This window comes from Streptomyces sp. NPDC093801, assembly GCF_040701585.1.
Lineage (GTDB): Bacteria > Actinomycetota > Actinomycetes > Streptomycetales > Streptomycetaceae > Streptomyces.
In genome coordinates this window covers 47458-67420 of sequence record NZ_JBFBDP010000019.1, presented here as the reverse complement: position 1 = coordinate 67420, position 19963 = coordinate 47458, and the positions used below count along the sequence as shown (strand labels likewise).

15 protein-coding genes are annotated in these 19963 nt (G+C 71.9%); 5 read left to right on the top strand and 10 right to left on the bottom strand.

Annotated features, from left to right (window positions below; all coding sequences use genetic code 11):
* Positions 1–310: 310 nt before the first annotated feature.
* Positions 311–787 carry a cupin domain-containing protein gene (locus AB0469_RS22585; RefSeq protein WP_366453207.1) on the bottom strand — a complete coding sequence of 159 codons (477 nt, stop codon included), beginning with the start codon at positions 785–787 and terminating at the stop codon, positions 311–313.
* A gap of 244 nt (positions 788–1031) precedes the next feature.
* Positions 1032–3896 carry a peroxidase family protein gene (locus AB0469_RS22580; RefSeq protein ID WP_366453206.1) on the bottom strand — a complete coding sequence of 955 codons (2865 nt, stop codon included), beginning with the start codon at positions 3894–3896 and terminating at the stop codon, positions 1032–1034.
* A gap of 362 nt (positions 3897–4258) precedes the next feature.
* On the opposite strand from AB0469_RS22580, the gene AB0469_RS22575 reads away from it, so the two are divergent.
* The 3 genes from AB0469_RS22575 to AB0469_RS22565 all read left to right on the top strand — a co-directional run bounded on the left by AB0469_RS22575 (position 4259) and on the right by AB0469_RS22565 (position 10666).
* Positions 4259–5965 carry a thiamine pyrophosphate-binding protein gene (locus AB0469_RS22575; protein ID WP_366453205.1) on the top strand — a complete coding sequence of 569 codons (1707 nt, stop codon included), beginning with the start codon at positions 4259–4261 and terminating at the stop codon, positions 5963–5965.
* 96 nt (positions 5966–6061) lie between these two features.
* The gene (locus AB0469_RS22570; RefSeq protein ID WP_366453204.1) at positions 6062–7459 is read left to right on the top strand and encodes a hypothetical protein; all 1398 of its coding nucleotides are present in this window, start codon (positions 6062–6064) and stop codon (positions 7457–7459) included.
* 120 nt (positions 7460–7579) lie between these two features.
* A complete protein-coding gene (locus AB0469_RS22565) occupies positions 7580–10666 on the top strand; it encodes a patatin-like phospholipase family protein (protein ID WP_366453203.1) in 3087 nt (1028 codons plus the stop codon).
* A gap of 253 nt (positions 10667–10919) precedes the next feature.
* On the opposite strand, the gene AB0469_RS22560 is transcribed toward AB0469_RS22565, so the two are convergent.
* The 3 genes from AB0469_RS22560 to AB0469_RS22550 all read right to left on the bottom strand — a co-directional run bounded on the left by AB0469_RS22560 (position 10920) and on the right by AB0469_RS22550 (position 13077).
* Positions 10920–11138, bottom strand: coding sequence for a hypothetical protein (locus AB0469_RS22560; RefSeq protein WP_366453202.1), 219 nt, complete (start codon positions 11136–11138; stop codon positions 10920–10922).
* A gap of 58 nt (positions 11139–11196) precedes the next feature.
* On the bottom strand, positions 11197–12093 hold the full coding sequence (locus tag AB0469_RS22555; RefSeq protein WP_366453201.1) for a hypothetical protein: 897 nt from the start codon (positions 12091–12093) through the stop codon (positions 11197–11199).
* Between the two features lie 537 nt (positions 12094–12630).
* Positions 12631–13077 carry an OsmC family protein gene (locus AB0469_RS22550; RefSeq protein ID WP_366453200.1) on the bottom strand — a complete coding sequence of 149 codons (447 nt, stop codon included), beginning with the start codon at positions 13075–13077 and terminating at the stop codon, positions 12631–12633.
* A gap of 690 nt (positions 13078–13767) precedes the next feature.
* Between AB0469_RS22550 and AB0469_RS22545 the strand changes: the two genes are divergently transcribed.
* Entirely contained in the window at positions 13768–14412 is a 645-nt protein-coding gene (locus AB0469_RS22545) for a pyridoxamine 5'-phosphate oxidase family protein (protein WP_366453199.1), read from the top strand.
* On the opposite strand, the gene AB0469_RS22540 is transcribed toward AB0469_RS22545, so the two are convergent.
* Positions 14381–15754 carry a nicotinate phosphoribosyltransferase gene (locus AB0469_RS22540; protein WP_366453198.1) on the bottom strand — a complete coding sequence of 458 codons (1374 nt, stop codon included), beginning with the start codon at positions 15752–15754 and terminating at the stop codon, positions 14381–14383. The two genes, AB0469_RS22545 and AB0469_RS22540, sit on opposite strands and share 32 nt — an antisense overlap.
* Between AB0469_RS22540 and AB0469_RS22535 the strand changes: the two genes are divergently transcribed.
* A complete protein-coding gene (locus AB0469_RS22535) occupies positions 15736–16407 on the top strand; it encodes an Hsp20/alpha crystallin family protein (protein ID WP_366453197.1) in 672 nt (223 codons plus the stop codon). The genes AB0469_RS22540 and AB0469_RS22535 overlap by 19 nt on opposite strands.
* Here the strand turns inward: AB0469_RS22535 and AB0469_RS22530 are convergent.
* From AB0469_RS22530 to pdhA, 4 genes are read right to left on the bottom strand one after another with little or no spacing between them, the layout of a single operon-like run.
* Positions 16337–16603, bottom strand: a complete 267-nt coding sequence (locus tag AB0469_RS22530) for an acyl carrier protein (RefSeq protein ID WP_366453196.1) — start codon at positions 16601–16603, stop codon at positions 16337–16339. The two genes, AB0469_RS22535 and AB0469_RS22530, sit on opposite strands and share 71 nt — an antisense overlap.
* A complete protein-coding gene (locus AB0469_RS22525; RefSeq protein WP_366453195.1) occupies positions 16600–17895 on the bottom strand; it encodes a dihydrolipoamide acetyltransferase family protein in 1296 nt (431 codons plus the stop codon). Before AB0469_RS22525 ends, AB0469_RS22530 begins: the two co-directional genes overlap by 4 nt.
* A 1-nt stretch (position 17896) precedes the next feature.
* A complete protein-coding gene (locus AB0469_RS22520) occupies positions 17897–18904 on the bottom strand; it encodes a pyruvate dehydrogenase complex E1 component subunit beta (RefSeq protein ID WP_366453194.1) in 1008 nt (335 codons plus the stop codon).
* Positions 18901–19956: a pyruvate dehydrogenase (acetyl-transferring) E1 component subunit alpha gene (gene pdhA / locus AB0469_RS22515; protein ID WP_366453193.1), complete on the bottom strand. Its 1056-nt coding sequence runs from the start codon at positions 19954–19956 to the stop codon at positions 18901–18903. The genes AB0469_RS22520 and pdhA overlap by 4 nt, the downstream gene beginning before the upstream one ends.
* Positions 19957–19963: the final 7 nt, after the last annotated feature.

Below are 19963 nucleotides of genomic sequence, written 5' to 3'. Positions count from 1 at the left end.
GCACCGGTCAGAAGCCCGCCTCCACAACGGTCGTTGCCGGACCTGGTGGAACGGTGGTCGCCACCAGCCGCGGACGGCGTCCACGCGCGCCGGGGCCGACCGCGGCCCCGGGGCGCCACCTCGCGGCGGTGCCCCGGGGATCGGCCGACGGCGCCGCGGTTCACCCGGCCGTGTGAACCGCGGGCCTCGCGTACGCGTAGCGGCGAGCATGCGCCGGTGCTCCCTCGGCGCAGTGCCGGCGGATCGGCTGCGCGCGCTCGAACGCCCGTCGGGAGAAAGGACCACGGCTCTCTCGACAGGGCCCCGCTGGTCAGGCGTGCTCGTCCGACGGCTGGCGCGGAGGCTGGACCGACCAGCTCGGCGGCTCGTCGTCGCCCGACTCCTCGTCGCGCTCCGCATCGGCGGCCGTCGCCTGGACCTTGTCCGGCGCGTGGTGGACCGGCGCGTACACGGCGTAGAGCTGCAGGGGCTCGTCCCCGATGTTGGTGACGTTGTGCCAAGTACCGGCAGGTACGAAGATCGCCCAGCCGTCCTCCACCTCCTGGTCGAAGTCGAGCCGGTCCTTGGCCGGGCCCATCTGGACGCGGCCCCGGCCTGCGTCGAGCCGTAGGAACTGGTCGGTCTCCGGGTGCGCCTCCAGGCCGACGTCCTCACCCACCGGGATCGACATGAGGGTCAGCTGAAGGTACTTCCCGGACCAGGCGACCGAGCGGTAGTTCTTGTTCTCGAGCGTCGCCCTCTCGAGGTCGAAGCTCTGGGGTTCCGGCCCGATGTCCTTGATGGTCATACGTCTCTCCCGGTCGACGAAGGCGATGCACGGCCGCGGCCCGCTGCCACATTCCGCGGTCCACCCGGGCGTGTAGCCGACCGGGTCCGTACAGTCGATGTCAGTCGTGCCGGCCAGACGCCGACGCGACACCTCCATCATCGAGTACCGAGCGGCGCACTTCCGCACGCACCGCGACCGCCGAGAGCCCGGGCCGCTGTGAAGGCCGGCCGCGCACCCGCCCCGGCACTGCCCCGGTCCACGCTCAAGGGCGACTTCCCCCGGCGCCGTTCGCGGCCGCCGCACGCCAGGGTGCGAAGGCGCTGGCCGTGCGCGGCAGGGAGCCCGCCAGTTCGGGGCAGTGCCGCAGCACCACGCTGGTCATGCCGTTGCGCGCGACCCAGTCCATGCCCAGGGGCGTGTACACCTCCGGCCTGAAGTCGACGGTGAGGAAGCGGTCGCTCTGGAGGCGTCGGGTCGCCATCAGGATGAAGATGCGGAAGGCCGTGTCGCTGAAGCCGAAGCCGTGGGGCGGGTTCTCGGCGAAGAGCCCCACCATCGTGTCGATGTGATCGACCTCGCGGTAGACCTCCTTCAGGCGCGCGACCGTCTCCGCATCGGAGGACAGGTCCTCGAACCGCCGCAGGCGCGGCTTGTGCAGGCCGGCCCGGAAGTCGTTGTACCGGGGGACGCCGCGGCGCCGGGTGCGCACCAGGTCGACCACGGACAGGTCGATGATCTCGCCGTCCCGTTCGAAGGCCTGGAGGGACCGCGGATAGTTGTTCAGGGTGATCGCGCCGGGATGGGCCGTGCCGAGCGAGTAGAGCGAGTTGGCCAGACCGGTCTTGCGCATCAGCACTTCCGTGGCGGCGCCCTGGACGTCGTTGAACCCGAGGGTGTCCAGGCGCCGGCCGAGACGGTGGTCCACGATCTCGAAGTCGTCGGGGAGCAGCGGGTGCATGCGGTAGACGGTGACGAAGTCCTCGGTGAGGGAGTACGGGGCGGCGTGGTGGTCCGGCAGGGTCTTCGGAATGCCGGTCAGCGAGTGCGACTCGAAGAGCCACAGGCCCAGCTGGTCGAGCCACTTCTTCGGCGGGCCCTGCCAGTTGGTCTTCAAGCCGATGTCGATCACTTCGGTGGCGAGGATCGCGGGAGTCCACTCCACCGTGTGGATCTTTGCGATGAGCGCCGAGACGACCAGACGCGCCGTGTGGTAGACGCGTTCCTCGTCCAGGCGCGGGTATTCCCGCCGCAACGCCTCGCACACGGCGTTGTGCTCGCGGGCGAAGAGGGTCTGCATCGCGCTGAGGCCGAACCACCAGCTCTCCGCGAATCCGGTGAGCGGGAGGCCGTTCGGCCCGACCGGGAGGTGCCCGTCGTCCAGCCGCAGGGTGGCGCCACCGTCCGGTTCCCGCAGGGACATGCCGGTTTCCCTGTCGCCGCCGTAGATCTCCGAGCCGTCCCACCAGTGGGACGCCGCGTTGGCGAAGAGCGTGGGCGGCCCCTTGCCGTCGGCCGGGTGCAGCCCTTCGTTCTCGGCGAAGCGCATCACCCTCTCGGGAGGCCCGCCCGGTGTGTTCGTCCACGGGGCGCCACCGGGCGGGAGCGGTACCTCGACGGCCGTCGTACCGGTCGGGTAGCGCTTGTGGTTGACCCAGTCGTGCACCTGGAACTGGATCCAGGCCGCGGCCAGGATGTTGAGCGAACGAGCCGGGATGAAGGCGTCGCGGTGCAGCAGCTGCCTGCTGACCGTGACCGGGTTGGGTACGTCGAACAGCTCCGGCCGGTAGACGGGGGGAAGGTTGCGGCCGAAGGCGGCCCCGACGGCGCCCATCCTCGGTGCGGACAGGTCGTTGTAGGTGCCGTCGTAGCTCCGTTCGACCCGCATGCTCTCCTCGATGGCCGGCGGCACGGGCTGCGTCCTGGGCGGAGCCTCGTGGACGTCGGTGTCGATCAGGTTGGACCGCCGCAGCTGCTGCCGCAGGGCCACGAGGTTCAGCAGGCCGAGGGGGACGGGCAGCCGGTGCCAGGGGACGAACCGGTTGAGGCCGCGGAAGGCGCCGCGCAACGGCACGCCCAGCACGGTGTTGCGCCGGGGCTGGACGTTCGCGAACCGCTGGCCCAGGCGGTGGGCGCTGCTGGCCTCGTAGGCGACCTTGCGTGCGCGGTTGAGGTTTCCGAGGGGCCGGAACGCCTCCGTGGTGTTCCACGGGTTGAAGGCGAGCTGTTCGACCCGTGCGGCCGCGGCCCGGGCCTCGGCGGAGTCGATGTCCTGGCGGGGGATGGTGAGCGTGGCCACCCGGACGGGAGGGGTGTCCTGCTCCTTCCATTCGGCCGTGCCGTCCTCGACGGGTGTGCGGCGGGCGTCGACGTAGCGCTGGACGTACAGCTCGAAGACGACGTCCGCGCCCTTGAGCCGCTCCGCGAGTTCGTGGTGCAGATGGTCGGGATCGGTGGGGGAGGGGTCCGGGCCCGGCCGGGCGTCCACGGCGGGGCGCAACTGGTACCGGACCGGTCCCGCGCCGTCCCACAGGATGGCGCCGCGGCTCCAGTACGTCTCCAGGGCCAGGCTGCGGACGGTGTGGCTCGTGCCGGCACGCACGTTGTGGCGCATGCGCGCGGCGGCGGACCATCCGACCGCGAGCGGCAGCCTGACGAACAGCGCGAAGGCCTTGCGCGGCGTCGAGTCGGCGCCCGCCATCGCCTTCGCGAATTCGACGAACTCGCGCGCGTCGCGCGCGTGCGAGACCGGATGGCTGGTCATCAGCAGGTCGTGCGCCCCGTCCGGCCCTGCCGCGATGCGCAGGGCCGCCCCGCGCAGATCGGGGGCGTGGTCGGGCCGGCGGGAGCCGTTCGCGTTCGAGAGCCTCACGGTGGCGGGATACTCGGCGCCCGGACGTGCGAACCCGGTCCGCAGGTCGGGCGGCAGGTCGTCGCCGAACCTCAGGCGCGCGTTCTCCGCCCCGAGGACCGCTTTGGCATGGAACGCCCGCTCGATGCCGGCGGCGCCACTGCGCTTCCTGGACGTGAGCTGGACCCGCATGAGGTCACGGGCGAGCCGCTCGAAAAGGAGCCGCTCGACGTCCGGGTGCCCGCCCACGTAGTGCTCGTACTGGCCGTTCTCGTCCATGTGTGCCTCTTCGCCAAGGCGCACTCCGGCGGCCGAACGCGATGCTGGGGCCGTGCCGGGGCGGCGCTGCGCGGCTGCCCGCGACCGAGCCTGCGGGCACCTCCGTTACACACGGCTACCTTGACGCGGCGATGCGGCGGCGTCGCGCCGAACAGGGCAGACGGGTGGTGTTGTCGGGCGCGCGCCGAGGCCCCGCGGCCCGTGACCGCCACCCGTACCGCCACCCGTACCACCCGTACGGGCCACGCCGCGTGCGGAAGCGGGATGCACCGACCGATGGCAAGCTGGACTCGGGATCCGTCCAGCGGCAGGACATTCGAACATCCCGTGAGGGAGTGGACGAGCGAGCCGAGGGAAGGCCGATGAGAGTGTACGAGGCCCTGGTCAAGGGGCTGGAGGGAATCGGGGTACGGGCCGCGTTCGGGGGCGCCGGAGAGAACGCCGCCGGCCTGATGCTGGCGCTGAAGCATTCACGGCAGATCCGGCCCGTCATCACCCGGCACGAGCAGGCCGCCTCCTTCATGGCCTGCGGATACGCGATGTACACGGACGAACTGGGCTTCTGCTTCGCGACGGCCGGTCCGGGCGCCTTCAACCTGTTCTCCGGCCTGGCCGTGGCGATGTCCGACTCCTACCCGGTGCTCGCCGTCTCGGGGTACGCATCGAGGGCGTGGCAGGGCTGGGGCTCGCTCAACGAGACCTCGGGCCTGAACGGGACGCCCGACTCCCGGGCCATGTTCGCGGCCACGACGAAGAAGTCCTTCCTGCTCACCGATGCCGCCGACACCTGCGACGTGCTGGAGGAAGCGGTCAACACCGCGTTCGAAGGCAGGCCCGGACCGGTCCACATCCATGTCCCCGAGGACCTCACCCACCGCGGTGTCGAGGTCACGAACTACCGCGACATCCGGCTGGAGGTCCGGCCGGTCGTCCCGGACCCGGACCGGGTGGAGGACATCGCATCGATGCTGGCCGAGGCCCTCGACCAGCGGAAACGGGTCGTGGCCCTCGCCGGCTTCGGCGCCGTCCGCAGCGGGGCGGGAGCGGAGGTCCGGCGACTGGTCGAACGCTTCCGGATCCCGCTGCTCACCACGCTGGACGGCAAGGGCATCGTCTCGGAGGGACACCCGCTCTCCATGGGCGTCTTCGCGGACAGCGGTCACCCCAGCGCGTGGAAGGCCTTCCGCGAGGCCGATGTCGTGCTGTGCATCGGCAACTCCCTGAACCAGCACGCCACGTTCAACTACCGCCAGGACCTCTTCGCGGACAAGGTGCTCGTCCACGTGAACATCTCCGAGGCCGAGTTCCGGAAGGCCTACAGGCCGGACTACCCGCTGCACTCGGACGCGCGCCTGGCGGTGGCGGCCCTCAACGAGGCGCTCGAGGAGAAGGTCGGCGAGGTACCCGCGGCCGACGTGGCGGGCCGTGACTACGAGGCCCGTCACATCGTCCACCTGACCGGGCGGATCCATCCGGGGGAGCTGGCCCAGACGATCGGGCGGATGCTGCCCCCGCAGGGCGTCCTGCTCGCCGACGCGGGAGCCCACCTGGCCTGGCTCGGCTACTACGTGGAACTGGAGGAGGGGCAGAACTTCCGCAAGGCCGGTTCGTTCGGCCCGATGGCGGGCCACGTCAACGGCGCCATCGGCCTCAAGCTCGCGCACCCGGAACGAACCGTCGTCGTCGGCTGCGGGGACGGATGCTACGCGCTGTCCGGCTTCGAGCTGATGACGGCCGTCGAACACGAGATCCCCGTCATCTGGGTCATCTTCGACGACGAGGAATTCAAGCTGATCAAACTCTTCCAGCTCACCACCTACGGAGAGACGGGCCTCGTCGAGTTCCGGAACCCCGACTTCGCCGCGTACGCGCGGGCGTGCGGCGCCGACGGCTACCGGGTCGAGACGCTCGATGCCTTCGAGCAGGCCTTCGGCGCGGCGCTGGCCTCCGGTCGGCCCACCCTGATCGACGCCAGGATCACGCGCTGGGCCGTCCCCCACTACAGCCCGTCCCCCGACGGCGTCGTCGCCGGACTCGTGGAAACGCTCGAAGCCCGCCTCCGCGACTGACGCCCGCCAGGGGCACGGCGTGGCGCGGTGCGGCCGTCGGGGCCGGAGCCGGGACCGAGAGGGGCCCCGGGCGGCGCGCCCTGAAGGGACCGAGGTATGAACGACCCGCTGAACATCCGCAGCCGTGCCGGGTTCGAGGCCCTGATGAACCGCCCCCTGCTCACGTCGATCTGGCGTCGCCGCACCCATCGCGTCAGCCGGGGAAGCTCCGTCGAGGCCGGCTCCATGAGCTGGGCCTCCAGCGCACCGCGAACCCCGCTCACGGAACTCGAAGAGGCCGTCCTGATCGCCATGACGGGGTGCACCGGCCTCACGATGCCGGACCGTCCCTTCGCCGATCCGCGCGACGGCAAACCCATCATGGCCAAACCGAACCTCAACATGCCGGGCAGGACCGCGGGCAGCCCCGACAACGCCCAGGGCACGCACTTCTTCCTGATCAACGACACCGGCACCTACTTCCTGCGCAAGCCCCCTCCGCCGGCCGACGGCCCGACGGCGGGGTTCGACGCCGAGACCCTGTGCGCCCGCGCGGCCGAGGCGAAGGTGCGCCTGCTCGACCACCGTCTCGACGTACCGGAAGGGAAGCGGGACTTCCCCGCCTACCTCGACTCCAACCGCTTCCTGTCGAACCTGCCCGGTACGACGATCCTCCTTCCCGTGGTGGACCTGTCACGGCAGTACATCAACGGGCTGATGTACCTGCTGACCCAGCCCGAGGGCGCACGGCCGCTGATCGTCGACGACCGGAACCTCTACCGTCCGGCCGGCGTGCGGAAGTGGGTGAAGTCCGGATTCCTGAACGAGGACATCAAGCTGCCGCTGGGCGCCATCTGGGCCATGCGCACCCAGATCGAGGCCGACCTGCTGCTCCAGAACCTCATGCTCACCGCCGACGCCATGGGTCTCGGAGCCTGGATCCACGCGTCGCTCGCCCCGCCGATCATGCTGGGCGACCCGAAGTTCCGCCCCGTCTACGGCCCCATGCTCGGCTTCGACTGGACCGTCCCGCGATGGAGGCCGGCCGACGTCCTGCGGTGGCACGTGCCGCTCCCCGCCTACGCGAACCTGCGGGCGGCCCCCGTCGGCCTGCGCCACGACGGCGAGCACCTCATCAAGGCGATGTGCCCGCCCAACTACCCCAGCATGGGCGACGCGGTCGACGCCGTCGTGGCGGGCAAGTTCGGGCCGAAGGGCATCTACGCCGACGAGGGGCTGTTCGCCCGCATCTATCGCGGGGACTTCGGCAGCCGGTACCTGCACCAGGCCAGCGACTACTCCGCCGACGTCATCGCCTGCACCCGGGACATCTGCACGTACATCCACGAGACGCACGGACGCTTCCCCGCACACTGCGACACGATCCACGTGCCGGGCGTCTGGCTCCAGGCCCATCACGTCGAGAACGGCTACTACGAGCGCTACTTCCGCCACGGGCTGACCGATACCCACCGGACGCACGACCAGGACTGGCACGGGGCCGACGCGCACTGACCCGCCGGCGGGCCGCCCGGTCCGGCGCGCTCCCCGCCGGGTGGGGCCGAGCGGGTCCTGTTCCGTCGCGCGCCCCGCCCGTCACGGCACCACACGCGTCCGGATCGCTACTCTGCGTGCATGCCGAATGCTCAGGCGCAGCTGAAGCTGCGGGAGGTTCCGGGCTGGGCGGTGGGGCTGTGCCTGTTCGGGCTCGCCGCAGGGCTCCTGATGGTCCTCTGGTACGGGGCGGCTCCGCCGTACGGGGCCAGGCCCTCGGGGGACGGGGAGCTGCTGCTGCAGTTCGCGGCGACCGCGCAGGGGGCCCGCGCCCTCGTGAAGGCCGGAGGCGGACCCGAGCTCTTCCAGGACGGGCTCGTGCTGGACTGGCGCTGGTTCATCCCCGGGTACGCGGCGGCCCTCGCCGGAGCGTTCGGACTCGGCCACCTGCTCCTGTACCGCAAGGCGGTCCGGCTGTGGGCCCTGCGGGCCCTCCTCCTCGTCCCCGTGGCGGTGGCGGCGGACTGCATGGAGAACGTCTTCCTCTGGAAGGCCCTGGACGGGATCAAGGCCGACCCGAACGGCCCCGTCCTGCCCTTGGCCGACGTTCTGCGCGGCGGCCCGGAGCACGATCTGGAGCGGAACCTGCAGTGGGCCGGCCACTTCGCCCAGCTGAAATGGGCGCTCGTCATTCCGCTGGTGGCGGCGGCCGCCCTCACCGTCGTCACCCTCTGCTCCCGCCGGGTGCTGGCCCCCTCCACGGTGAGGAGCACGAGCGAGGACCGCCCCCGTCCCGTCGTGGCGTACGTGGATCAGCCCGCCGCAGCGGGGCAGGACCTGCCGGACCTGATCCTCCCGCCCGCCGCGCCCCACGACTGGGAACCCCTGTCCGACTGGACCGCTCCCGACCCGGCGAGGCCACGCCTGGCCGCGGACCCGAAGGGCAGCGCGTCGGCCCGCTGGCGCAACCGCGGCTACCAGCTGCCCGGCCGGAAGCCCGGCGAGCTCGGCTTCTGCGTCTCCGGCGGCGGCATCCGCTCGGCGTCGGTCGCCCTCGGTGCGCTGCAGGCACTGCGGGAGGAACTCCTCGAGGCGGACTACCTGGTGTCGGTGTCCGGCGGAGGCTACACCGCAGGAGCCCTCCAACTGGCCCTGACCGACGCCCGGTTCGTGGACGCGCAGGGAAACCCCTCGGTCGGCCGGCCCGGCCTCGCGCAGCCCGCGGACGCGTTCGCGCCGGGCAGCCCGGAGGAGGACCACATCCGCCGCCACGCGAAGTACCTGGCGGACACGCCCAGAGAGAAGCTGCACGCCGCCGGGGCGGTGCTGCGGGGGATGGCCGTCTCCTTCGGCATGCTGGCGCTGGTCTTCGCCGCCGCGGGCCAGTTCCTGAACGCGTTCTACTCACGCCTTCCCCTGACCGACCTCCACCGCTTCGTCCCGCGGGCGAAGGGGTTCGTCCCGACCTGCCAGAACCCGGTGGCGCCGGCATGCCCCGGGCCGCCGGAGATGGTCCTGCCGCCCTTCCAGCTGTACCCGGACGCCTGGCAGCCCGTTCTCGCCCTGCTCGGCCTGGCCGGTCTGGTGTCGGTGGCCTTCGCCTTCGCCGGAGCGTGGACCAAGGAGTCCCGCCCCGCCTGGCTGCGCAGCATCGTGAAGGCGATCGTGGCGATGGCCCTGGCGGTCGCCCTGCTCTCCATCGTCCTCCCCGGGCTGATCTGGTTCTTCGCCTGGCTGGCACACGAACAGGGCGTGGTGTACAGCGACGGCAGGGGGCTGACGGTGCTCGCCGCCCTCACCGCGGCGGCGACCGCGGTCGGCACCTGGTTCACCGTCGTGCACAAGACGGTCAAGCAGCTGACACCGGAGGGCGAGCGGGCCGGCCCCTTCCGCAAGGGAGGCCGCTCCCTCGTCGTCCAGTCCGGCGGCGGCTGGGTAAGGGCCGTCGTGTGCTGGCTCGTGCTGCTCCTGGTCGCGTTCTTCTACCTCGCCCTCATGACCTGGGCCGCCGTCTACGCGGGCGAATGGAACATCTGGTGGAAGGCCGGGGTCCCGATCGCCCTGATCGTGCTGTCGCTCGTGATCGACCAGACCACGTTCAGCCTGCACCCCTTCTACCGCCAACGGCTGGCGGGAGCCTTCGCCGTCCGCCGCGCGGTGCTGAAGGGCGGATCGGTGGGCGCCCTGCCGTACGACTACCACCACGAGCCGACCCCACTGCACCCCTACGCCCTGCGGGTGGACGGCTTCCCCCAGGTCGTCTTCGCCGCCTCGGCGGCCGTCTCGCTGCGCAACCGGACCGCCCCCGGCCGCCCGGCCGTGCCCTTCACCTTCGCCTCCGACTACTGCGGCGGCCCCGACACCGGCTGGGTCCGCACCGACACCCTGCAGTCCTCGGCACCCGAGCTGATCGCACGCGACCTGACCGTACAGTCCGCCGTCGCCGTGTCAGGAGCGGCCTTCGCCTCGGCGATGGGCTCCCAGACCACGTTCCTGGAGCGGCTGCTCGCGCTGTCCAACGTACGGTTGGGGACCTGGGTTCCGAACCCCCTCTACATCGCGGAACTGGCGAAGTACGGGCCCGACCGGATCATGCCGCGGCTGCCCCGGGTACGCCGGCTGCGCTACCAGCTCCAGGAGCTGGTGGGCTGGTTCTCGGACACCACGCCCCTGCTGCTGTGCACCGACGGCGGGCACATCGACAACCTCGGCCTGGTCGAGATGCTGCGGCTCCGCTGCCGGACCGTCTACGTCATCGACGCCTCCGGGGACACCCCACCCCTGTCCACCACCCTCGCGCAGGCGGTCACGCTCGCCTACGAGGACCTCGGGGTGAAGATCACGTTCAACAGGGAGGAGGGCCGCAACCTCCTGGACCTGGTACCCGGCAGTGGGAAACCCCTCTCGCCCGAGACGCCGATGGCCGCCCTGAACGCCAGGTTCTCCGCCACCTGCGTGGTCCGCGGCACGATCGAGTACCCGGAGCCGGTCGAGTTCTCTCCGGGCACGCCGAAGGACACGAAGGGGACGATCGTCTTCGTGAAGGCCAGCCTGACCCCCGACATGCCGGAGGACCTGCTGAGCTACGCCCTGCGAGAGCCGGCCTTCCCCCGCCAGGCCACCTTCGACCAGTGGTTCGACCACGCCCAGTTCGACGCCTACCGCGCCCTCGGCCACCACCTCGGCAGCAAGGCCAGGCACCTCCGCCCCGACACCCCGGCCACTTAGCACGCGGCGACCACCGGAGGCGACACCACGTGACGGTGTGTCCACCGGGGAGATCGGGTCCTCCGTCGGGGACATGCCGCCCCGGCGATCCGCCTCACCGCAACCGGCAGCCGGCAGCCCGCAGCTGCCGCGCACATGCGTACCGACTGCCCCTCGAGCGACTCCGCGCGGCCTGACCGTACGGTCCGCGGTGCAGGCCGAACCCGGCTTCGAGGGCGTGCCCGTGCGCCCGGTCGGGCGCGGCCCGGGGCCCTCAGGGCTCGCCGTGATCACCCCCGGATTCCGGGCTGCCTTGATCGTCCCGGCGGTTCCGGCGGTTCTCGCGGTCGGCCTCGTCGAGCTCTCGCATGCGGCGCTCGACGCCTTCCTTCAGGCTCTCCTGCTCCGGAGACTCGGCCTTGGTCTCGGGCCGCCGGATCATCTCGCGCAGGCGATCCGCGCGCTCCTTGCGTCGCCGGGCGTCCTCGCTCACGCCGGCCTCCCCGTCCCCGGCCCGCGGGCCGGGGGTCGTCCGGGAAGGATCGTCCTCCTCACTTCGCCTTCTTCCCTTTGGGCTTGGCCTTGGGCTTGGCCGTGAAGGCGTTCGCCGCCGGGTTCGCCCCCTTCAGCCGCTCGATCTGGGCGCGCCATACGTCGGCCCGGGCGCCGGTGGACTCCTTGACGCGGGCCGTGAGGGTCCGCGCGGCCAGGTAGGGCTTGGAGGAGGGACCGCTGGCGGCCAGGCGGCTGACGGTCTTGGTCTGGGCGTCGATGGCCTCGCGGATGCTGCCGCTGCCCGACAGTCTGCCGAGTCCGCGGAACGTCGGCTCCTTGCCCTCGAACCAGGTCTGCTGCCACCACTCGCCCGTGGCCGAGTCCTCGAAGCTGATGTATCCGCCGCGCAGGATCGTCCGGGGCGCCGTGATGTGACCGCCGAAGCTGTAGCGCGTGCCCGGGACGGTGACCGGATCGTAGAAGTGCGGGGTGAAGAAGTCGGAGACGAGCAGCCCGTTGACGGTGTAGCCGAACTCCTCTGCCTCCGAGGGGTCGGCGACCTCGACGAGGAACCGGGCCTGTCCCTGCTCGGGGTGGGGGGACTTGCCGGACACCAGGCGGTTCCCGAACGGGTCGGCCAGCATCTCCAGCATCTCGTGGCTCGCGGTCATCGACCAGCTGTCGCTGAACTCGATCAGGGAGAAGGGCTGGCCGTTCTCGTCCGTGTGGTACCCCGCCGCGTCGGGTACGTCGTCGACCACGATCAGCGGCCAGTACCCGACGGGCACGTCCTCCAGCCTGTCGAAGGCGTCCACCGTCGCGTTCACCTGCCACAGCGGTGCGAAGTCGCGAGTCGCCTGTTTCTGGAGCGCGGCGGCGACCCGGTTGATCTGCGAGGGGTTGATCTTGTTGATCTTGGTCTCGGACACGAGGGCGAGCTGGTTGATGAGCATGGTCGCGGCTGACCTTCCGTTGCGGGACAGCGGCGGCTTGGAACCACTCCGGCTCCCCACGGCCGCCAGACCCCTCGAGCCTCACAGAACGCCGGCCCGATGATGCGCGCACACGTCCGAACGCGGTCAGAGTCCAGTCGAATGGCGGTTTACGAAAGGCGGTGCGCTCTCGCGGGCGAGCCCGCTCAGGGCCCGACGCCCCCGCCCGTTCACCCCTGCGGGCCGTCGCGGCCCCGATCGATGCTGCTCCCTCACTGGCCTCACCCCGCATGCGCATTCCGGCGATGGGCCGCTTGTGCGTAGAGTGCCGGGCCGCGCTTCCGCGGACTTCGTCGGCGGTCAGTCGGCCGGGTGGGCACGGTGGGCGCACCCGACCCGGTACGCCGTCGACCGGCCGTGCTTCTGCTCCGGGGAATCCGGTGCGCGATTCCGGCGCCGAGGGCCGCGTCGACCGTCGGCACGGCGCGGTGCGAGGTACCGCTGCGCCTGCCTCTCCGTCGCCGACCTCGCTACCCGCCTTCTTCGGGGAGGACGCGCCTACGGCGCGAGGTCGATGCCGATGTCCGGTGGCTGCTGCAGCGTGTTGTGGACGGTGCAGTGCGACGCGACGGCGAGCAGGCCGGCGCGCCGCCCCTCTGGCAGCTCGGGGGGCGGCACGATCACCAGGCGCACCGCGGCCACCCGGGCGGGGCGATCCCCGGCCATGGTGAATTCCGCCCGCACGCCCAGGCCCCTGCACGACAGGCCGTGGCGGAGCAGATAGCGCCCCGCGTAGAAGGCGACGCACGTGGCCAGGGACGCTGCGAACAGTTCGGTCGGCGTGGGCGCGCTGTCCGTCCCGCCCGCGTCCGCGGGCTGGTCGACGCGGAAGCAGTGCCCGCGCACGTCGACCGCGTAGACGTCACCATCGACGTGGGCGACGTCGAGCCGGTGGGCGTCCCCGGGCGGCCGTGTACCGAACCTTTCCGGTGCAGTGTCGGTCATGACCGTACCTCCGGTTCCGGCGTGTGCTGCCACTGTGGGCGATCCGTCGACCCCGGACATGGGCCCTTCGGGCAGCTGTCCGGCCCAGTCGGCCCCTCGCGGCGCCGGAGCCGGAGAGCGAACCCCGACCGCGTAGGGGGTCCGGACGGATCACGCGGGGGTTTCGCTGCGGCCGCACGGGTCGCGCGACGCCCCAGCGCGCCTGCTCCCGTCGGACCGGGGCCGGGAGGAGGAGCGGCCCGTCACGCCCGTGATCCCCGCCCCGAGCGCTGCCCGCGATGCCGAGCGGTCGACGGGACTGCTCCGCGACACGGCAGAGCGATTCCGCGAGGATCACCGGGGCCCGGAGGTGACACCGGAACAGACGCGGAGCCGCGCCGACCCTTTGCCGGGCGCGGCTGCGGACGACTCCGACCTCATGGTGCTGGGGTCACGGGTCCCCGCGGGTTCGTGGGATTCCCGGCCGGGTCCGTGTCACTGTCGTCCGCGGCTCCCACCAGCCGGTCGCCTGCGTACGCGCGCCGACACGGCGGATGCTTCTCCTGCCGCAGCCGTCGGGCAGAGGGGGCCAACCGGCCCATGCGGAGCGGCGTCGCCGTGGCACAGGCTGGCTGTAGCGGGAAATGGAACGGCTGCGTCCTGCCGGAACGCGCAATGTGGCGGCCCGGCCGCTCGAGGAGGGCTGACACCATGACCACCGAGCTGGGGCGGCGGCTCGCCGCCCGTCGAACCGCGGCCGGTATGAGCCGCGACGAGCTGGGGGAACGCTGCGGGGCCGACGCGCACTACATCGCCTCCTTGGAAGACGACGTTGCCCTCCCGACGGTCGGAGTACTCGTCCGCCTCGCGGAAGCTCTCGGCACGACCGTCGACGCCCTGGTCGACACGCCCGCCTCTCGCGGTCCCGTACGACCGGCCAGGCCGCTCCACACCGACACTCAGCCGGCGGTGCTGGACGAGGAGGAGTGCCGACGGCTTCTCGGGGTCCGGGGCATCGGCCGCGTCGCCGTCTTCACCATGGACGGCCCCGCCGTCCATCCCGTGAACTACCTCATGGCCGACGGGGAAATCGTCTTCCGCACCGGGGCCGGTACCGTGCTGGCACGGGCCGCGAGTACCGAGGCCGCAGTCGAGGTGGAGCGGATCGACGAGGTGGCGGCGAGGGGATGGAGCGTACTCGCCGTGGGGGTGCTCGAGGCAGTTTCCCATCCGGACGCGCTGGAGCGCCTGGCCGACGCCGCCCATGCCGCGCCCTGGGCGGGTGGAGAGCGCACCCACTGGATGAAGCTCGCTCCGCGGCGGCTCACGGGTCGCCGGGTGGAATACCGTCCGTGACACGGACGGTGCTCGGGCCCCCGAGGTCCCTGAGGAGGTGTCCTCGTACCTCCCCCGTGAGTCGTGACAGCCTCTCCGAAACGGTCGGGGCGGGAGGCCGCGGGCCACGGATGCGCCGGGCTCCTGGTGGCAGGGCTTCGAGGTCGGCCTCGAAGCGGCGGCGCGCGGCGGTGAGAGAGTCGGACGGACCGGTCCGGCGACCGTTCAGCATCACCGTGCCCAGCAGTGGTTCCGAGCGTGGTGGAGGCGTTTCGTCACGCAGGGCGATCACGTCCGGCCTGCCGGGTCGGCGGTACACCTGCTTGGCCGCCGGGGCGGTGACCTTCGCCGGGGACAGCTTCATCACCGGACGCCCGTCGTAGGCCACCATCTTGTACGCGGCGTCCAGATACGGGGCGTCCGCGGCGACGCCCACGCGGGTCCCGACGGCGAAGACGTCGATCGGGGCTCCGGAGCGTACGAGCTCGTCGATCGCGTACTCGTCCAGGCCACCGCTGGCGATGATCCGTACGCTGCTCAGGCCCGCGGCATCCAACTGCGTGCGGGAGCGTCGGGCCAGTTCTCCGAGGTCGCCGCTGTCGAGACGGACGGCGCAGCCCGGGCCGCGCCGCAGGTCGGCCAGGACGCGGGCGGCGGTCGACACGCCCCGGTCGGTGTCGTAGGTGTCCACGAGCAGGGTGACCGGCCCGGGATGGGCGCGTGCGAAGGCCCGGAACGCGTCCGCTTCGGAGGGGAAGGACTCGATGTACGAGTGCGCCATGGTGCCGGAGGCGTCCAGGCCCAGCCGTACCGCCGCGTCGACGTTGCTGGTTCCCGCGAACCCGACGATCCCACCGAGACGAGCGGTCTGGAAGCCGGCCTGGGGACCGTGGCTGCGGCGCAGCGAGAAGTCGACCACCGGTCGGCCGCGCGCGGCCAGGACGCAGCGCGCCGCCTTGGAGGCGACGGCCGTCTGGTGGCAGAGCTGACCGAGCAGGTACGTCTCGACCAGCTGGGCCTGGGGGAGCGGGGCGGTCACCTCCAGCAGCGGCTCACCGGCGAAGACCAGGCGTCCCTCCGGGACGGCGCGGACCTCGCCCTCGAACCGCAGGCCGGCCAGCCGGGCCAGGTCCGCCGTCGGTCGGTGAAGCGCTTCGGCGAACACTCGGACGTCGTCCGCCGTCACCTCGAACCGAGTCAGGTACTCGAGGGCCGGCTCCAGGCCGGCCGCGACCAGGAAGCCCCGCCCCGGCGGCAGATCCCGGACGAAGAGGCTGAAGGTCGCGTCGGCACGCATGCCTTCCCGGAGGTACGACATCGCCATCGTGACCTCGTACAGATCCGTTGTGGTCACCTCGGACATGGTTCCAGCGTGCACCGCGCGGCGGCCCCACGGCCCGGGCCCAATGGCCCCGTAGCTGCCCCGACAGGCCCAAGCGGATTGCCGAGCACACCGAGAGCACGGAGGCCGAGGCCCACTCGGAGTTCCGCTGCGGATCCTTCCTCCGCAGGGTCCGGCTGCCCGGACCGATCCCCGCCGAAGGAGTCGACGCCTCGTACGAGGACGGCATCCTCACGGTCCGCGCCGGCCGCCGGAGCGGGAAGGCCCTGCACTGTTCCGGCCGGCGTCAGCGTCTGCCCGTGGCTCACGCCTCCTCGTTGTGGGAGCGCGGGCCGTCCGGGGGCTGGAAGGGGACCGTTCGGCCCTGTCGTTCCCCGGCGTGCGGTGATGTGATGAAGGTGACGGAAAGAGTTCCCGTGAGGATGCGGGGAAGCGGTCGGGGGCCGCGCACCGCACGATCAGGATCCGCGAGAAGCGGGTGGACTCTTTCCGCCCCCTTGTGCACGCGGGCCGATCTCGTCCGTTGCCGTCGTGCCGGATCCGTGATGCCCACCGTAGGTCCGGACACCGGCCGGGGGGCTGAGCGGTCCGGCTCCCACACCGTTACGACGGGTCCTCCTCCGTGTCCCGGGTGTGCGCGGCGACGTAGTCCGCGCTGCCCGCCAGGGTCGTGAGCGAGGGGTAGTCCTGTTCCGGCAGGGAGAGGCCCGTCCGGCTGCTGAGCACCTCGATGAAGTTGAGGAAGTCCAGCGAGTCCATCTCCAGGAGCGTGCGGAAGTTCTCGTGGGGGGACACCGAGGAGAGGTCGGCGCCCGGCACGACCTCCTCGAGCACGGCCTTGATCGTCTCGAGGGCTTCGTCGCGGGTCACAGGTCCTCCGGGTGCTGGAGCAGGCGGTCGAGCGTGGTGAGGAAGCGGGAGCCGGTCGCGCCGTCGCTGGCCCGGTGGTCGGCGGAGAGGGTGGCGGTGACGGTCGGGTGGACGGCGAGCATCCCGCCGATCGCGACGGGCCGGTCGGTCACGCGTCCGAGGCCGACCATCGCCACCTGGGGCGGGTAGATGACGCCGAACACCTCCTCGACACCCTGATCACCCAGGTTGGTCACGGTGAGCGTCGGGTCCGCGGTCTCCGAGGCACGGAGCCTGCCGTGCCTCGCCCGGGTGACGAGGTCTTTCAGGGTGGCCATCAGTTCCTGCAGGGGCAAGCGGTCGGCGTCCGCCAGTGCGGGGGCCACCAGGCCGCCCCCGCGCAGCGAGACGGCCGTACCGAGGCGGACGCCGGTGGCGGGCACGAAACGGTCGTCACACCAGCGGCCGTTCAGCTCGGGCACCTCCCGAGCGGCCAGAGCGACGGCTTTGAGCAGGAGTGCGGCCGGGACGAGGCGGTCGGTGACCGGACGCGTGCCGTTCTCGGTGCGCATCCATTCCAGCGCTGCGGCGAGGTCGATGACCGTGGACAGGTAGTAGTGCGGGATCTCCCGCTTGGCGCGGGTCATCAGCCGGGCGATGGCGAGACGGTCACCGCCTGACGGAGCTGCGCGGCTCCCGGCGGACGTGGGAGGAGGTCCGGCCGGCGCGGCCCTCTCGGCCGGGACGGCGTGAGCGGGCTCCGTGCCTACGGCCTGGACGGCGGAGCGGACGTCGTCGGCCTTGATCGTGCCGCGGCTGCCCGTGCCCTTGACGGCCGCGAGATCGACTCCCAGGGATTCGGCGAGGCGCCGGGCGAGCGGTGACGCCGCGATCCGGGCCGGGGTCGGGCGAGCGGCCCGCGACACGTCCGCCCGGGTGATCCGGCCGCCCCTGCCGCTGCCGTGAACCGCTTGGAGGTCCACTCCTTCCGCAGCCGCCTGGTTCCGTACGAGGGGGGTCGCCAGGGCGGGGCCGACGAAGGGCCGCCGCGTGGGCGCCACGGCAGGGGTCCCGGAGGCCGTGGGGCCGATGACCGCGAGGGGAGTTCCCACGGGCACCGTCGTGCCCGGTTCGACGAGAAGTCCGGTGACGGTGCCGGATTCGAAGCACTCGACCTCGATGGTCGACTTGGCCGTCTCCACGACGGCGACGACGTCACCCCGCGCGACCTCGGACCCCTCGGCGACCAGCCACTCGACGAGGGTGCCCTCGTCCATGTCCGCTCCCAGGGACGGCATGGTGAATTCGCCCATGTCAGGCCACCGCCTGGCGGACCGCCGCCACGATGGAAGCAGGCTGGGGCAGGGCGGCCTCCTCCAGCTGCCGCGCGTAGGGCATCGGCACCTCCTGACTGCACACCCGCCGGACGGGCGCGTCCAGGTCGAAGAAGGACTGCTCCGTGATGCGGGCCGAGATCTCCCCGGAGATGCTGCCGCTGCGCCAGCCCTCGTCGACGATCACGGCCCGGTGGGTGCGCGCGACGGACTCCATCACCGTGGCGTCGTCCAGGGGCCGCAGGGACCGCAGGTCCACCACCTCCGCGCCGATGCCCTCCCCGGCGAGCTCCTCCGCCGCGGCCAGGGCCTTGGGCAGTGAGCCGCCGTAGGTGATCACGGAGACGTCCGCCCCGGGCCGGCGCACCGCCGCCGAGTCGAGGCCGACGGAATCGATCGTGCCGTCCAGCACGCCCTCCTCGTTGTAGAGGCTCCCGTGCTCGAAGAGCACGACGGGGTCGGGGTCGTCGAGGGCCGCGGCCAGCATGTGGCGGGCGTCGTCCACGGTGGCGGGGGTGAGCACCCGGATGCCCGGGATATGGGCGTACCAGCTCTCCAGGCTGTGGGAATGCTGGGCGGCGAGCTGCCGGCCCGCCCCCGTCGTCATGCGGATCACGACGGGTACGTTCAGCTGCCCGCCGGACATGTGCAGCAGGGTGGCCGCGTTGTTCATGATCTGGTCGAGGGCGAGCAGGCTGAAGTTCACGGTCATGATCTCGACGACAGGACGCAGTCCGCCCAGCGCGGCACCGATCCCGGCCCCCACGAAAGCGGACTCCGACAGCGGGGTGTCGCGGATCCGGTCGGGCCCGAACTCCTCGAGCAACCCCAGGCTCACCCCGAAGCAGCCGCCGTACCGGCCGACGTCCTCTCCCATGAGGAAGACCCGGTCGTCGCCGCGCAGTGCCTCGCGCAGCCCCTCCCGCAGGGCTTCGCGGTACGTCGTGCGTGCGGGTTCGACGACCTCGGCGGACCGGCGCGCGCTCACGTCGTCCGCCCGGAAGTGCTCGTCACGAACCGCAGCAGGTCCGTGACCGGTTCGTACGGAGCCGCCTCCGCGGCGCGTACGGATGCGTCGATCTCGATGGCCACGTCCTCCTCCAGCTGCTTCATCGCCCCGTCGTCCAGGGCTCCGGCGGTGCGCATCGTCCCCTCCAGGCCGTCCAGCGGGTCACGCGTCTTCCACCGCGCGATCTCCTCCTTGTCCCGGTACCGGTCCGGGTCGTACATGGAGTGGGCGCGGAAGCGGTACGTCCGTGCCTCCAGGAAGTGCGGGCCGCCGCCCGACCGGACGGACTCCGCCGCCCGCCGTGCGGCGGCCTCGACGGCCAGCACGTCCATGCCGTCGACGGTCCAGGCGGGCATACCGTACGACGCGGCGCGCATCGCCAGGTTCGTTTGGGCGTGTTCCCGCGCCAGACTGGTCCCCATGGCGTACAGGTTGTTCTCGCAGACCAGCAGGAGGGGCAGCTGCCACAGGGCGGCGAGGTTGGCCGTCTCGTGGAACTCGCCCTCCGCATAGGCCCCGTCGCCGAAGAAGCAGCAGGTCACCCGTTCGGTTCCACGCATCCGGTCCGCGAGCGCCAGGCCGGCGGCCAGCGGCAGCCCGCCGGCGACGATGGCGTTGCCGCCGTAGAACCGCCGTCCGGCGTCGAACAGGTGCATGGACCCGCCTCGGCCGCGGCTGCACCCCGTGGCCTTGCCGAACATCTCCGCCATCACGGCCTCGGCCGGCACGCCCCGTGCGAGCGCGTGGCCGTGCTCGCGGTACGTGGACACGACGGCGTCCTCCTCGCGGAGGGACTGGCCGACACCGACGGCGACCGCCTCCTCACCGATGTACAGGTGGACGAACCCGCGGATCTTCGCCGCGCTGTAGAGCTCGACACAGCGCTCCTCGAAGCGGCGGATCAGGAGCATCTGCCTCAGCAGCACCAGCCGATGGTCGCGTCCGGGGGACTGGCCGTCCTGGGCCGCGTGCGGCTGACGGCGACTGCCGGGACGCTTGGGGCCGGAACCTCTCCTGGGGGTGGCGTTCATGGCCGGG